Raw genomic sequence first — 14,173 nt, forward strand, 5'->3', positions numbered from 1 at the left:
GCCTGGCGAGGCATCGCCACCCGCTACGACAAGGCGCCCGAAAGCTACCTCGCCGGCCTCCACCTCCGAGCCTCCATGATCTGGATCGACGATCTGCTCAAGACCACCACGTGATCACGACATCACACAGGCCCTAGGGGGTGCCTTGTCGATCAGGCCGGATCAGCGTGCGTGCCGGGCCCCGCGAGCCCGGCACGACCGGCCGGGGCGCCCCCCTGGGACGTCCGGAGAACGGAAGGGCCGCTCCCCGGCGGGGGAGCGGCGCACGGGACCCGCTGCCGGGGGCGTCAGCCCTTCGGTGGCGGGTCCTCCCGTTCCGGGTCCGGTGTCGGGACGTCGAAGGTCCGGGTCGCCGCGTACGGGGTGGAGGCCTGCGGGTGGCGGCCCGGTGCCTCGGGGTCGCCGGGGTGGACGGGCGGGCCGTCGAGTGTGGGATGGGTGGGCCGGTGGTGCGCGTCCGGCCGGTCGCGCAGGTGCGTGCGGTGCCTGCGGCCGGACATGACGAGCGCGCCGAGGAGCAGCAGGACGCCGCCGCCGAAGGCGTTCGCGACGCCGTCGCCGAGCCCGCGGCCGTCGCCGGAGATCACGAGGCCGCCCTCGGCCTGTCCGACGCGGACCATCCAGAGGACGGTGAAGCCGAGGACGACGACTCCGGCGAGGGCGACGAGCAGCCGGGAGCGGAGTACGACGCCGACGAGGGTGAGCAGGGCGGCGAAGGCGAACGGGAGCAGGATCGAGCCGAGCACGTCGGACCTGGCGTCGGTGATGCCGGTGAAGAGTTCGTCGATCGCGTAGTCGCGGCCGTGACGGCCGTCGTACCAGGCACGGAAGGGGCTCCAGACGGCGGCCGTCGCTCCGGCGAGAGCCAGGACCGAGCCGACGACGTTGCGGATCATCGATGCGGCCTCCTTGTCGGTGCGGCTCTCGTTCCCGACGCTACGCCGGGTGCGGGGGCCCCGCCAGGCGGCACCGGGACATCCCCTAGGGTGGCGCGGACACGACAGACAGGACGGTTTGCGGCGATGGTACGGACACGTCTGAAGCTCGCGGCGACGCTCACGGTGGTGGTGCTCGCGCTGACCGGATTCCACTCCGGCAAGGGCGGCCACGGCAGCAGCAGCAGCGGTGGCGGCAGCGGCAAGAGCAAGAGCAAGAGCCGGAGCCACTCGGACTCCGACGACGACTCGGGCGGCGGCTGCTCCAGCGACGAGAAGGGCAACGACGACTACAGCGGCTCGGGCAGCGCCTCCACGGCCGCGGCGAGCCCCTCGCCGTCCCAGGCCGAGGCGAAGGTCGAGGTCCTCGACTGCGTGGAGCCGGGCCGGAAGAAGCGCAAGGGCAAGCCGGCCCGTCAGGCGGACACCACGGCGACCCTGCGCATCACGTCGAGGGCCCGTGACACGACGTCGTTCCGGGTCACCCTGGAGTTCAAGGGCGCCTCGGGCTCGGCGGTGGACTCCGCCGAGACCGTCGTCACCGTCGGGGGCGGGGAGACGAAGACCTTCGAGATCGCGATGAGGAACCCGAAGGCCGTCGACCAGGTGAAGAACTGCTGGGTCCACGACGTGCGCGAGCAGTAGGCGCGGACGTCAGTTCCAGCGGACCAGGCTGGTCCGGTGGTGTTCGGCGCCGTCGATCGGCTCGTCCACGTCGGCCACCTTCACCGGTTGGGCGCCGGGCGTGAAGGTGCCGCGGAAGAGCCCCCACCGTCCGTTCTCCCCCTTGGAGAGGAAGGCGAAGCCCTTGCCGTCCGGAGCGAGGACCGGGGGCAGGTTGGTCCGGTCGTTGTCGGGGATGAGCTTCTCGGTCTTCAGCACCTTCTTGTGGTCGGAGTCGAAGGTGATCTGCGTGAAGTCGCAGACGAGGGTGGTGGCGTCCCGCCAGAAGGCGGGGTCGCAGCCCAGCTTGTCCAGGCCGGCCGTCCGCAGGTCGGTGAGGAAGGACTCCAGGCCGGCGCCGCCGGCCTGACCGGTGCGGTCGATCCGGCTGAGGTGCAGGCCCTCGCCGAAGCTGTCGGAGGCCGTGATGCCGCCCTCGGGGATCGTCGGGCCGTTGATCCCGGAGGCGGCCAGGACGGTGGTCGCGGTGACGCCGTCCCCTTCGAGCAGGTCGGGGACCTTCGCCGCGGGCGTGGTCTCCTCGGTCGCGGGTCCGCCCTTCGGGTCGCGCGAGGCGAGGGAGGACTCTCCCTCGCGGTCGTACCAGAGCCTGCCGGTGACCGGGTGGAAGGCGACGCCGTCGCTGGCGACGGCCTTGGTGAAGGCGTCCGGGTCGGGTGCGCCGACCTCCTGGCCGGTGGTGAGGTCGAAGGCGCCGGGCCGGTCGCTGTCGACCAGACCGGCGACGAGCGTGAGGTCCTTGTCGAAGGCGGTCCCCACGCCGTGGCCGGGGCCGTCCTCCTCGCAGCCGTTCGCCGGCTCGACGTCGGTGGGCAGGACGGTGCTGCGCTCGGCGAGGAGGGCGCCGTTCTCGGCGGAGAAGGACCGCAGGGTGAGCCCGTAGACGTCGCCGCCGTTCGCGGAGTCCGGGATCTGGTGGCAGAAGGAGACGGTGAGGGTGCCGGGGCGGGCGAGCGGCGCCGTCTTCACCGCGTCCGGGGTCCCACCGGCCTCGCCCTCTCCGGTGCCGCCGTTCTTCGCGCCGCCGGAGACCCCGCCGGCGCCGGCGAGGTCCGCCGGGTCGGCGCCGCCGCCTCCGCAGGCGGTCAGCAGCAGTGCGGCGCTCGCCGCGATTCCGGCGGTCCTGACGAAGTGTCGTCCCATGGTGCTCACGTCCCCCGTTGAATTCTTGACGGTGTCTCTTCAAAGAAGAAGATCAATTCAAGCAGACCGGGGGGAGTGGGCCGAAACCGGGCCGGGTCAGCGCAGACGGTGGCCCTGCGACCTCCTTCCGAACAGCGCGGCCTGACGCTCCGTCGGAAGGTTTCCCAGGGAGACCAGGTGCGGCGCCTGCGCGAGGGCCTGGGCACGGGTCGCCTCACGGGTGGACCAGAGCGCCCGGACGGTCCCCTGCACCGCCTCCGTCGGCTGGGCGGCGATGACGGCGGCCGCCCCGCGCGCCGCGGCCAGCGCCGCGCCGTCCGGGGTGACCTCGCTGACCAGCCCCGTCTCGTACGCCCGCCGGGCCGAGATCCGCTCCGCGCCGCCCATCAGGACCATCCGGGCGACCTCCCCGAACGGCATCCGCTGCGCCATGTGGACGGTCTCGAAGGCGCTGACCATCCCGTAGGTGGTGTGCGGGTCGAAGAACTCCGCCCCCTCCCCGGCGACCAGGAACTCGGCCTCGCCGAGCAGGTAGAAGGCCCCGCCGCAGGCCATGCCCTCGACGGCCGCGACCACCGGTTTCCACAGGTCGTTCGCCTTGGGACCGATCGTGAGGAGCGGGTCGTCGATCGTGTAGGGCGAGGAGGGCTGCGGTACGTTCCCGGCGTCCGCCCGGTCGATTCCGGTACAGAAGGCCCGCCCGCCGGCGCCGGTGACGACGATCGCGCGGACGTCGTCCTCGTACCGGAACCCGCGCCAGACGGCGCCGAGCTCGCGGGCCATCTCCAGAGTGAGGGCGTTGTGCCGGGCGGGCCGGTCGAGGGTGACCACCGCGACCCCGGACTCCTTGTCGCGCTCGACCCGGATGCTCACCCGCGCTCCAGGAGCCAGCGGGGGACGGTGACGCCGTCGATCTCGGTGAACGCCACCCGCACCGGGGCGCCGATGCGGAGCCGTTCGGGGTCGACGGAGTTCAGGGGGGCGTCCGGGGCGGCGACGACGTTGCCGACGAGACGGATGCGCGGGGCGTCGGCGAGTTCGACGAGCACCGCGTTGTACGGGGCCTGGGCGGCGTAGTCGGGCAGGAGCGGCGGGTGGGGCAGCACGTACGACCAGATCCGGCCGCGTCCCGACATCAGCCGCCACTCGCTGTCGAAGGAGTGGCAGTGCGGGCAGCAGGGGCGGGGCGGGAAGCGCAGCTCGCCGCAGTCGGGGGCCGCGCAGGCCTGGACGCGGAGCTCGCTCCGGGCGGTGTACTCCCAGAAGGGGGCACCGTCCTCGTCGGCGACGGGGGTCAGCATGTCGGGATCAACTCCTCAGGCGCGAAGCAGGACGGCGGATGTGGGGACGCCCTCGCCCGCCGTGACCAGGCAGGTGGCGGCGTCGGGGACCTGGGCGGTGGAGGTGCCGCGGAGCTGTTTCACGCCCTCGTTGATGAGGTTGAAGCCGTGGACGTACGCCTCGCTGAGACCGCCGCCGCCGGTGTTGAGGGGCAGCCGGCCGCCGATCTCCAGCGCCCCGCCCTCGGTGAAGGCGGCGCCCTCGCCGCGCCCGCAGAAGCCGTAGCCCTCCAGGGAGAGCGGTACGAGGGGGGTGAAGGCGTCGTAGATCTGGGCGACGTCGACGTCCTGGGGGCCGAAGTCGGCCTGCTTCCACAGGTGCCGGGCGGCGGTCCAGGCGGGGCCGGACAGCGGGTCGTCGTTCCAGTAGTTGACCATGCCGTGGTGCTGGGCGGGCAGGCCCTGGGCGGCGGAGTGCACGTACACGGGCTTCTGCCGGCAGTCGCGGGCGCGTTCGGCGCTCACGATGACGCAGGCGAGGGCGCCGTCCGTCTCCAGGCAGTTGTCGAAGAGGCAGAGGGGTTCGCTGATCCAGCGGGCGGTCATGTACATCTCGCGGGTCAGCGGGCGCTCGTACATGATCGCGGCGGGGTTCTGGTTGGCGCGGTTGCGGCAGGCGAGGGCGACGTTGAAGAGGTGGTCGCGGGTGGCGCCGTACTCGTGCATGTAGCGGCGGGCGAGCATGCCGATCTCGTCGGCGGGGCGGAGCAGCCCGTAGGGGCGGGTCCACTGGCCGGGGGTGGGCAGCTGGACGGCGGTGTTCTTCCAGGGGCGGGGGCCCGAGCCCCGCTTCCGGGACCGCCAGGCGACGCCGACGCTCGCCTGGCCGGTGGCGACGGCGGCGGCGAGGTGGCCGACGGTCGCGCAGGACCCGCCGCCGCCGTAGCCGACCTTGGAGAAGAAGGTGACGTCGCCGGCGCCGATGGACTTGGCGACCTCGACCTCGTCGGTCTCCTCCATCGTGTACGAGGCGAACCCGTCGACCTCGGACGGGTCGATCCCGGCGTCGTCGAGGGCGGCGAGGATCGCCCGGCAGGCGAGGGCCTTCTCGGTCTCGGGCAGGTGTTTGGCGAAGGCGGTCTGACCGATTCCGACGATCGCCGTGGCGTCCTTGAGCACCGAACCTCCTCATGGGGCAGCACTGCTGACAGCGCGTCAGGCTACAACTAATCTGACGGATAGTCAGCTACAGGGAGGTTGGGTATGGACATGCGCGGCGACCTGGAGTGGGGCACGATCCCCGGTCTCGTACGGGCCGCGGCCGAGCGGTACGGGGCGCGGGAAGCCGTCGTCGACGGCCGCGTCCGCGTCACCTACGCCGAACTCGGCGAACGCGTCGAACGGGCCGCCGCCGCCTGCCTCGCCACCGGCGTACGCGCCGGCGACCGGGTCGCGATCTGGGCCCCCAACACCCTCGACTGGATCGTCTCGGCCCTCGGCGCCGTCACGGCCGGCGCCGTCCTCGTCCCCCTCAACACCCGCTTCAAGGGCACCGAGGCGGCCTACGTCCTCCAGCGCTCACGGGCCCGCCTGCTCTTCGTCACCGGCACCTTCCTCGGCACCTCCTACGTGGCCTCCCTGCGCCGCTCCGGCGCCGAACTCCCGCACCTGGAGAAGGTCGTGGTCCTCGGCGACACCGCGCCCGACGAGGCGGACTGGACGACCTGGAAGGCCTTCCTCGCCGAAGGCGACCGGATCCCCGCCACCCGGGTCCGCGCCCGCGCGGACGCGATCGACCCCGACGCCCCCTCCGACATCGTCTACACCTCCGGCACCACCGGCCGGCCGAAGGGCGCCGTCATCAGCCACGCCCAGTCCCTGCGCTGCTACGCGATCTGGGCCGGACTCGCCGGCCTCCGGGAAGGCGACCGCTACCTCGTGGTCAACCCCTTCTTCCACACCTTCGGCTACAAGGCCGGCATCCTCGCCTGCCTCATGCGCGGCGCGGTGATCGTCCCCCAGTCCGTCTTCACCGTCGACACCGTCCTCGCCAACATCGCCGCCGAGCGCATCACCGTCCTGCCCGGCCCGCCCACCCTCCACCAGTCCCTCCTCGACCACCCCGCCCGCCGCGCCCACGACCTCTCCTCCCTCCGGCTCGTCGTCACCGGCGCGGCCGTGGTCCCCCTCCGCCTCGTCGAACGCCTCCGCGGCGACCTCGGCGTCGGCACGGTCCTCACCGCGTACGGCCTCTCCGAGGCGAGCGGCATCGTCACCATGTGCCGTCGCGACGACCCGGACGCGACCGTCGCCACCACCTCCGGCCGCCCCATCCCCGACACCGAGGTCCGGCTCTCCCCGACCGGCGAGGTCCTCGTCCGCGGCCACCACGTCATGAGCGGCTACTTCGAGGACGCCGAGGCGACGGCCGCGGCGATCGACCCCGACGGCTGGCTCCACACCGGGGACGTCGGCGTCCTCGACGACGCCGGCAACCTCCGCATCACCGACCGGCTCAAGGACATGTTCATCGTCGGCGGCTTCAACGCCTACCCGGCCGAGATCGAGCAACTCCTCGGCCTTCACCCCGACATCGCCGACGTCGCCGTCATCGGCATCCCCGACCCCCGCCTCGGCGAGGTCGGCAAGGCCTTCGCGGTCCGCCGCCCCGGCGCCCGCGTCACCGCCGACGACCTCATCGCCTGGGCCCGCCGCGAGATGGCCAACTACAAGGTCCCCCGCCAGGTCGAGTTCGTCACCGAACTCCCGCGCAACGCGAGCGGCAAGGTGGTGAAGGGGGAGCTGCGGGTGCGCACGTCGGGGTGACGGGCGGCCCCGGCGCCGCAACCGGCATGCTCCATGTTCTCCGTCCGCGCGGCGAGGGCGATGGCCTCGTCCTTCTGCTGCTCCATGTCGGCCAGGCGGTACGGAGCGACCTGCGCCGGCGCCACGCGGAGGGCGACGGGTGTCCGCTCGGGCCGGGGGACGAGCGACTCGCCGCTGTCGAGGTGCTGCGCCGTCATGGGGTTCCTCCCCGTCGACGGCTTCACCGTACGGCGGAGCCGGGTGGCACCCGCAGGCGCGGCTCACTCGCCCCGGGGGGCGGACGACGCCCGGCACTCGGCGATCAGCAGGGCGTCCCGCAAGGCGTCACTGAGCTGTCCGGCCAGGAGTCGCAGCTCCCCGGTCCCCTGCGGTGGCCCATCGAGCGCGGCGCGGGCGCGCTCCAGGGTCTGCCGGGCCAGACCCAGTTGCACGGTCTCCACCTGATCGGCCAGCCGGGCCAGCCGCCCCGTCCCGTCGCCGATCAGATAGCAGGGCTTCCCGTCGGGCCCGGCCCAGGGGAGCAGTCGTGGGGTTCTCACGCGGCCTCCAACGGATGAATGACGCGGCGGTCGAGGTCGATCCCGTACGTGGCCGCCGGCAGCACGACTTGCCGCCGCAGCCGTACGGCCTGCTCCTGCTCGTGGGCCCTGAGGTAGGGCCGTACGAGCGCGGTCGCCGTCCCGTCGAGCGGGCCGTACCAACTCCGCACGGTCGAGGCGGGCCGGAGGCGCGGGGGAGCCGGGGGAGCCGGGGGCGGTGGTCCGGGCGGTCGGGCCCGGTGACGGCCGGTGGGGGCGAGGAGGGCGCGGACGCGGGTGGCGAGGCGGGTGAGGAGAGGGGTCATCTCAGGCAGGTCCCTTTTTCCCGGGGGAGGCGTGTATTTCGGCCCAGAGGGCCTTGCCGTCGTCGGCCAGTCCGCGTGTAGAGCTGAAGCCGCGCACGATGGCCAGGCCGGGGCCGTGGCTACAGAGCGCGGTGAGCGGCTCCGGCCCTCTCGCGGTGATGCGGATACGGTCGCCCGCCGTGGACAGGGTCATCTCGATGCTGTCGGGGCGCGCCGCGAGGCAGCCGACGAACAACTCGTGTGCGACGAGTGGGGCGTCCGGCTGAGCGATCCGGCTCGCGGTCCAGTCGCGGACGTTTCTTGCTTCGCGGGGCAGCGCGCGGAAGCGTCTGCACCACGAACAGCCCGATGCGGGCATGGTCCCTCCCGGCCAATATCTGATTACAGATACCGGTTATCTGTAATCAGAATGCCGCCGAGGTTGGCGCCGGTCAAGCCGGGCGGGTCATTATGTGTATGCAGATTGAGGTCGATGTTCGAACGGTGGTGGGGTGTGACACAGCCGGAGTACCAGCGGATCGCCGCTGACCTGCGGCGTCGTATCGCGACAGGGGAGTTCGGGCCCGGCGAGCGACTGCCGATCCTCCCCGCGCTCTGCGAGGAGTACGGGGTTTCGGAGGTCACCGTCCGCAACGCGCTCGGGCTGCTGCGGAACGAAGGCGTCATCGAGAGCCGCGCCCGCGCCGGAACCCGTGTGAGGCCCCGGCCGCCGGTGCACCGGATGGCCGCCGACCGGTATCGGACCTCGCCGGGGGCGAAGGCGACGCCGTTCACCCGGGACCAGGGCATCGGTTGGTCCGAGTACCGCCTCGACAAGCGCTTCGAAAGGGTGCAGGCGGACGCCGAACTCGCCGCGCTGTTCGAGTGCGAGGCCGGCGAGCGGCTGCTCGCGCGCCACTTCGTCTTCTACGACAGTGACGTGCCCACCCAGGTGAGCACGAGCTACCTGCGCTGGGCCGACGTCCACGGCACCCCGGTGGCCGACCCCATCAACGAACCTTGGCCGGGCGGCACTCGGGCGCAGCTGGCCACCCTGGGGATCACCGTCACCCGCATTGCCGAATCGTTCACCTGTGGAATGCCCACCGAGGACGAGGCGTCCGCCCTGCGCATCGGCTCGGGTGTGCCGGTGCTCCGCTACACCCGCCGCCACATCGCGGACTCCGGCCGCGTGGTGGAGGTCGCCCACCCGATCGTCCGGCGTGGGGACACGACGATCGTGGACTTCGTCATCGAGCTTGATCCGGAGGCGTAGTTCAGCACGTTCCGTGCATGGCGAAAGGCCCGGACCAAGGCATGGTCCGGGCCTTCACGGTCACTGCGACGGTCAGGTCGCCACCGCGAAGAGGGGCCGGGCGTCTGCCCGGCCCCTCTTCGCGGTGGTCCGATCGCGTTGCGCACGGGCCCCGCCCGGACGGATCCCCCCTGGTTCCGCCGGGCGTCCCCCGAGCCCGTGTGCTCCCCCGTCGACCGGACCTCCCTGGTCGACCCCGGCGACTCCCCCGATGGCGCCGCCGCGGCCGTTCTCCCCGTCGGGAATGGTCTACTTGGCCGGCTCGGTGGTGGCGTGCATGTTGTCGGTCGTCGCCGTGCCGGCGCTGCCGTCGACGGGCTCCGTGGTGGCGTGCATGTTGCCGCTGATGCCGAGCTTCTCGGCCACCGAGTCGGCGAGCGGAGCGTCCGTCGCGTGCATGTTCTTGCTGACGATGTCCTCGCCGGTGGCGTGCATGTTCGTCGGCTTGGCAATGGGCGCGGTCGGGTCCAGGTCGGCCATGGTGATCAACTCCCGTAGTGACTTCGGATGGGGCGAGTGGGCCCTCTCGGCCGTTCCCCCGTGGACAGCCGGAGGGCCCACTCGGAGCCGTTCACCCTAGTGCGACGGTGTGACGGCCGGACCATCGACCCGTCTGCCCCCCGACGCGGCGGATCGATGGGAGAAGACTGCCCGACGGTCATAAACGAACGATGAACGGGCAGCTCAGTGGTCAGGCCGCGGCGGTCTCCAACAGCAGGGCCCGTACCTCGGATTCCTCCGGCGACCCCAGTTCCACGAAGATGCCGAGGGCCTCCTGCCAGCAGACCCGGGCCCGCCCGTGCTGCCCTATGCCGGACAACGCGCGTCCGAGGACGACGAGGACCTGACCCCGGCGCCACTCGCCGCCCACTCCCCAGAGGATGGCGAGGGCCATCTCGGAGTTCGACGCGGCCTGCGCGTACCGGCGGGCCGCGATGTCGACCTCGGCGATCCTGAAGAGCGACATGCCCTCCCACAGGCGCTGCCGGCTGTCCTGGAACACTTCGAGGGCCTCGGCGAGCCGGGCCGCCGCCTGGTCCAGCTGACCGCCCTGGGTCAGCGCGAGCCCGAGTGCGTAGCGGCCGTTGGCGCCCTTGAGGGAATGACCCAGGGCGTCGTACATGTCGGTGCCCCGCTGGGCCAGTTCGACCGCGATGTCCGTCTGTCCCATGGCCAGGTGGATGCGGGAGAGGTTGCAGAGGGCGCTGGCCTCGCCGGCGGCGTCGTCGCAGGCGCGGAACGCCGCCGTGGCCTGGGCGAGGAAGCGTTCCCCGTCGGCGTTGCGCCCCTGGTAGAGGGCCATGATCCCCAGGGCGTTGGCCGCCCAGCACAGCGGGAGGTCGTCGCCCGTCGCGGAGGTGAGGTCCATCGCCTGGTGGGCGTGGCCGTCGGCCTCCTCGAAGCGGCCCGCCACGTGCTGGACGTACGCCAGGGTCAGCGCCGCGCGTCCCTCCGCGCGGACGTCGCCCGTGGTGGCGGCCGCCTCCCGCAGCACCGTCGCGACGGCCTCGTACTCCTTGGAGTTGGCGCCGGATTCGGCGAGGTCGAGGGAGGCCCAGAGGAGGTCGACGCCGCGGCGGAGGGTGGTGGGGGAGGAGGCGGACTGGCGGACGGTGGCGAGGAGGCAGTTGGCCTCGGCGTAGAGCCAGTCCTGGGCGTCGTGGCGGTCGGTGAAGGTGAGGCCGTCGTGGGTGGTGGGTTCGAGGTGGTCGACGAGGCGGTCGCCGGGGCGCTCGATGGCGTAGACCCGGGCGGCGGTCGAGAGGTAGAAGTCGAGGAGGCGGGAGAGGGCGGCCTCCTTCTCCGAGGGGGGCTGTTCGTCGCGGTCGGCGCAGGCACGCGCGTAGAGCCGGACGAGGTCGTGGTAGCGGTAGCGGCCGGGGGCGGCGGACTCGACGAGGGAGGTGTCGACGAGCGCCTCCAGGAGGTCCTCGGTGTCCCAGAGGGGCAGGTCGAGGACGGCGGCCGCGGCCGCGAGGGAGATGTCGGGGCCGTCGGCGAGGCCGAGGAGGCGGAAGGCGCGGGCCTGGGCCGGTTCGAGCTGGCCGTAGCCGAGTTCGAAGGTGGCCTTGACGGCGAGGTCGCCCGCCTGGAGCTCGTCGAGGCGGCGGCGCTCGTCGGCGAGCTTCGCGGCGAGGACCGACACCGTCCAGGTGCGGCGGGCGGCCAGGCGGGACGCGGCGATGCGGATCGCCAGGGGGAGGAAGCCGCAGGCGGCGACGACGTCGAGCGCGGCCTCCCGCTCGGAGCCGACCCGCTCCTCGCCGACGATCCGGGTGAAGAGCTGGAGCGCCTCCTCCGGGGACATCACGTCCAGGTCGACCAGGTGCGCGCCGGCCAGGTCGACCATGCGGATCCTGCTGGTGACGAGGGCCGCGCAGCCCGCCGTGCCCGGCAGGAGCGGGCGGATCTGGGCGGCGTCGCGGGCGTTGTCGAGGAGGACCAGGACGCGCCGGCCGTCGAGGGTCGAGCGGTAGAGCGCGGCGCGGTCGTCGAGGGAGTCGGGGATGGCCGAGTCGGCGGTGCCGAGGGCGCGGAGGAACGAACCGAGGACCGTCTCGGGTGCGGCGGCGCGGTTGCCGGCGCCCTGGAGGTCGACGTACAGCTGTCCGTCGGGGAAGTGCGGGCGTGCCTCGTGGGCGACGTGCACGGCGAGCGTCGTCTTGCCGACGCCGCCGATGCCGGCGAGCGCCGACACCGCCATGACGTGGCCCTCGGCGGTGGCGAGCCGGGCGCCGAGTTCCCGTACGAAGGACGCGCGGCCGGTGAAGTCCGGGACGGTCGCGGGAAGCTGGGCGGGCCGGGCGACGGGGGCCGCGGCCGGGACGGGCTCCTCGACGGGGCGGGCGAGTTCGGCGTCGGCCCGGAGGATGCGCTGCTGGAGCCGGGAGAGTTCGGGTGTGGGGTCGACGCCGAGCTCGTCGGCGAGGAGCCGGCGCGTGTCGGCGTACACGGCGAGGGCCTCGGCCTGCCGTCCGCTGCGGTAGAGGGCGAGCATGAGCAGCTCGCGGAGCCGTTCGCGCAGGGGGTGCGCGGCGGTGAGCGCGGTGAGCTCGGAGACGGCCTCCGCGTGCGCGCCGACCTCCAGGTCGATGTCGAGGCGGGTCTCCAGGAGGGTGAGCCGCCATTCCTCCAGGCGGGTCCGCTGCGTCTCGGCGTACGGTCCGGGTACGGAGGCCAGCACCTCGCCGTCCCACAGGTCCAGGGCCTCGGCGAGCCGCTCCCGGGCGCCCGCGCGGTCCCCGGCCGCCCGCAGCTTCTCGGCCTCGGCGGCCAGTTCCTGCGCGGTGGTGACGTCGAGTGCGGCGGCCGGGGTGCGGAGCGCGTAGCCGCCGGACTCGCTGACCAGGACGTTCGGGTCCAGCGCCTTGCGGAGGCGGGAGGCGTACGTCCGTACCGCCGCGAGCGCCTGCGAGGGCGGCTCCTCGCCCCAGAGGGCGTCGATCAGCTCGTGCGCGGTGGCCGTCCGCCCGCCCCGCAGCAGCAGTGCCGCGAGCAGGGCCCGCTGCTGGGGCGACCCGGTCGGCACGGCCTCTCCGTCCCGCCACGCCCGCACGGGCCCGAGCACTCCGAAGCGAAGGGCCCCGGGGGCGGCCGCACCGGCCGCGCCGGCCGCGCCCGCTCGGGCGTCCGCGCCGGTCACGCCGTCCGCACCGGCCACGGCGTCCGCGCTCGCGAAGGCGTCCGTGCGGGCGCCTTCGCCCGCCGGGGTCGTCGCGCCCGTCCTCGGAGCCCGCTGCACCGGAACTCGCGGCCCGTTCTCACGGTCCATCGCTCCCCCTGCCCGTACCGCTGGTTTCGCCCAGGACAGTCTGCCTTGTCCGGAGGGGGTCCGTCAGCATCGGGTCGCAGGCGCGGGGGCGTGGTGCGGGGATCGTGTGGCCGTCGTGTGACCGTTCTGGGTCCCAGGAGCTGACGGGTCGTCAGATCGACGCTACCGTGAGAGCCATGGAGACCTTCCCGAAGATCATCTCGGTGGACGACCACACCGTGGAGCCCCCGCACGTCTGGCGGGACCGGCTCCCGTCGCGGTACCACGACACCGGACCCCGGATCGTCCGCGCCCCGCTGAAGGAAATGACGTTCCTCGGCGGGAAGTTCGCCCCGGTCATGGGGGCGAAGGGTGACGACGGGCCGATCGGCGACTGGTGGGTGTACGAGGACCTGCACCGGCCCCTGACGCGGCTCGACACCGCCGTCGGCTACGACCGCGACGAGATACGGCTCGAAGTCATCACCTACGAGCAGATGCGGCCCGGGTCCCACTCCGTGCCGGACCGGCTCGCCGACATGGACGTCAACCACGTCCAGTCCGCGCTGTGCTTCCCGACCTTCCCCCGCTTCTGCGGGCAGACGTTCACCGAGGCGGGCGACCGGGAGCTCGGGCTGCTCTGCGTCCGGGCCTACAACGACTGGATGGTCGAGGAGTGGTGCGGTCCCGAGGCGCACGGCCGGCTCATCCCGCTCACGCTCATCCCGCTCTGGGACCCGGAGCTCGCCGCGGCCGAGGTGCGGCGCAACGCGGCGCGGGGCGTGCGGGCCGTCGCCTTCTCGGAGATCCCGCCGCACCTCGGGCTGCCCTCGGTCCACACGGACCACTGGGACCCCTTCTTCCGGGCGTGCGACGAGACGGGCACGGTCATCGCCATGCACATCGGCTCGTCGAGCCGGATGCCGTCCACCTCGGCGGACGCCCCGCCGGCGGTGGGCTCCACGATCACCTTCGCGAACTGCTGCTTCTCGATGGTCGACTGGCTGATGAGCGGCAAGTTCGAGCGCTTCCCCCACCTCCGGATCATGTACGCGGAGGGGCAGATCGGGTGGATCCCGTACATCCTGGAGCGCGCGGACGTCGTCTGGGAGGAGAACCGGGGCTGGGGCGGCGTCGCCGAGAAGGTGCTGCGCCCGCCGTCGGAGCTGTTCGCGGGCCATGTCTTCGGCTGCTTCTTCGACGACGCGTTCGGGCTGCGCAACCTGGACGCCATCGGGGCCGGGAACGTCCTCTACGAGACCGACTACCCGCACTCCGACTCCACCTGGCCCAAGTCCCGGGAGGTCGGCGAGGCCCAGATGGGGCACCTGGCCCCGGACGTCGTCGAGCGGATCGTGCGCGGCAACGCGATCGACCTGCTCGGCCTGACGCCGGAGGGTCTCTGGCGGCCCTAGC

Annotated in this window: 15 protein-coding genes; 4 read left to right on the forward strand and 11 right to left on the reverse strand. The window is 72.9% G+C overall.

Annotated elements, in window-relative coordinates; translation table 11 throughout:
- Nucleotides 1-287: 287 nt before the first annotated feature.
- Nucleotides 288-896, reverse strand: a complete 609-nt coding sequence (locus AC067A_RS19280; protein ID WP_479243676.1) for a hypothetical protein — start codon at nt 894-896, stop codon at nt 288-290.
- Nucleotides 897-1,022: 126 nt separating this feature from the next.
- Here AC067A_RS19280 and AC067A_RS19285 point away from each other — a divergent pair, with 126 nt between their 5' ends.
- Nucleotides 1,023-1,580 (forward strand): hypothetical protein, encoded by a 558-nt coding sequence (locus AC067A_RS19285; protein WP_479243677.1) that lies wholly within the window; start codon nt 1,023-1,025, stop codon nt 1,578-1,580.
- Nucleotides 1,581-1,589: 9 nt separating this feature from the next.
- Here AC067A_RS19285 and AC067A_RS19290 read toward each other — a convergent pair whose 3' ends face one another.
- The 4 genes from AC067A_RS19290 to AC067A_RS19305 form a co-directional block, all read right to left on the reverse strand.
- A complete protein-coding gene (locus AC067A_RS19290) occupies nt 1,590-2,762 on the reverse strand; it encodes a hypothetical protein (protein ID WP_479243678.1) in 1,173 nt (390 codons plus the stop codon).
- Between the two features lie 96 nt (nt 2,763-2,858).
- Nucleotides 2,859-3,635: an enoyl-CoA hydratase/isomerase family protein gene (locus AC067A_RS19295; protein ID WP_479243679.1), complete on the reverse strand. Its 777-nt coding sequence runs from the start codon at nt 3,633-3,635 to the stop codon at nt 2,859-2,861.
- On the reverse strand, nt 3,632-4,063 hold the full coding sequence (locus AC067A_RS19300) for a Zn-ribbon domain-containing OB-fold protein (RefSeq protein ID WP_479243680.1): 432 nt from the start codon (nt 4,061-4,063) through the stop codon (nt 3,632-3,634). The genes AC067A_RS19295 and AC067A_RS19300 overlap by 4 nt, the downstream gene beginning before the upstream one ends.
- A gap of 15 nt (nt 4,064-4,078) precedes the next feature.
- The gene (locus tag AC067A_RS19305) at nt 4,079-5,221 is read right to left on the reverse strand and encodes a lipid-transfer protein (protein WP_479243681.1); all 1,143 of its coding nucleotides are present in this window, start codon (nt 5,219-5,221) and stop codon (nt 4,079-4,081) included.
- 90 nt (nt 5,222-5,311) lie between these two features.
- Between AC067A_RS19305 and AC067A_RS19310 the strand changes: the two genes are divergently transcribed.
- Entirely contained in the window at nt 5,312-6,868 is a 1,557-nt protein-coding gene (locus AC067A_RS19310; RefSeq protein ID WP_479243907.1) for a FadD3 family acyl-CoA ligase, read from the forward strand.
- Here the strand turns inward: AC067A_RS19310 and AC067A_RS19315 are convergent.
- The 4 genes from AC067A_RS19315 to AC067A_RS19330 form a co-directional block, all read right to left on the reverse strand.
- Entirely contained in the window at nt 6,769-7,065 is a 297-nt protein-coding gene (locus tag AC067A_RS19315) for a hypothetical protein (protein WP_479243682.1), read from the reverse strand. The two genes, AC067A_RS19310 and AC067A_RS19315, sit on opposite strands and share 100 nt — an antisense overlap.
- A gap of 63 nt (nt 7,066-7,128) precedes the next feature.
- Nucleotides 7,129-7,407: a hypothetical protein gene (locus AC067A_RS19320; protein WP_479243683.1), complete on the reverse strand. Its 279-nt coding sequence runs from the start codon at nt 7,405-7,407 to the stop codon at nt 7,129-7,131.
- Complete coding sequence (locus tag AC067A_RS19325; RefSeq protein WP_479243684.1) at nt 7,404-7,712, reverse strand: hypothetical protein; 309 nt, start codon at nt 7,710-7,712, stop codon at nt 7,404-7,406. The genes AC067A_RS19320 and AC067A_RS19325 overlap by 4 nt, the downstream gene beginning before the upstream one ends.
- Nucleotide 7,713: 1 nt before the next feature.
- Complete coding sequence (locus AC067A_RS19330) at nt 7,714-8,070, reverse strand: hypothetical protein (RefSeq protein WP_479243685.1); 357 nt, start codon at nt 8,068-8,070, stop codon at nt 7,714-7,716.
- A 135-nt stretch (nt 8,071-8,205) separates the two neighbouring features.
- On the opposite strand from AC067A_RS19330, the gene AC067A_RS19335 reads away from it, so the two are divergent.
- On the forward strand, nt 8,206-8,967 hold the full coding sequence (locus AC067A_RS19335; RefSeq protein ID WP_479243686.1) for a GntR family transcriptional regulator: 762 nt from the start codon (nt 8,206-8,208) through the stop codon (nt 8,965-8,967).
- A 288-nt stretch (nt 8,968-9,255) separates the two neighbouring features.
- On the opposite strand, the gene AC067A_RS19340 is transcribed toward AC067A_RS19335, so the two are convergent.
- Nucleotides 9,256-9,486: a hypothetical protein gene (locus tag AC067A_RS19340; RefSeq protein WP_479243687.1), complete on the reverse strand. Its 231-nt coding sequence runs from the start codon at nt 9,484-9,486 to the stop codon at nt 9,256-9,258.
- Between the two features lie 211 nt (nt 9,487-9,697).
- Nucleotides 9,698-12,778, reverse strand: coding sequence for an SARP-family global regulator AfsR (afsR, locus tag AC067A_RS19345; protein WP_479243688.1), 3,081 nt, complete (start codon nt 12,776-12,778; stop codon nt 9,698-9,700).
- 176 nt (nt 12,779-12,954) lie between these two features.
- On the opposite strand from afsR, the gene AC067A_RS19350 reads away from it, so the two are divergent.
- Entirely contained in the window at nt 12,955-14,172 is a 1,218-nt protein-coding gene (locus AC067A_RS19350; protein WP_479243689.1) for an amidohydrolase family protein, read from the forward strand.
- Nucleotide 14,173 lies beyond the last annotated feature (1 nt).

The organism is Streptomyces sp. NPDC043176 (assembly GCF_056436715.1).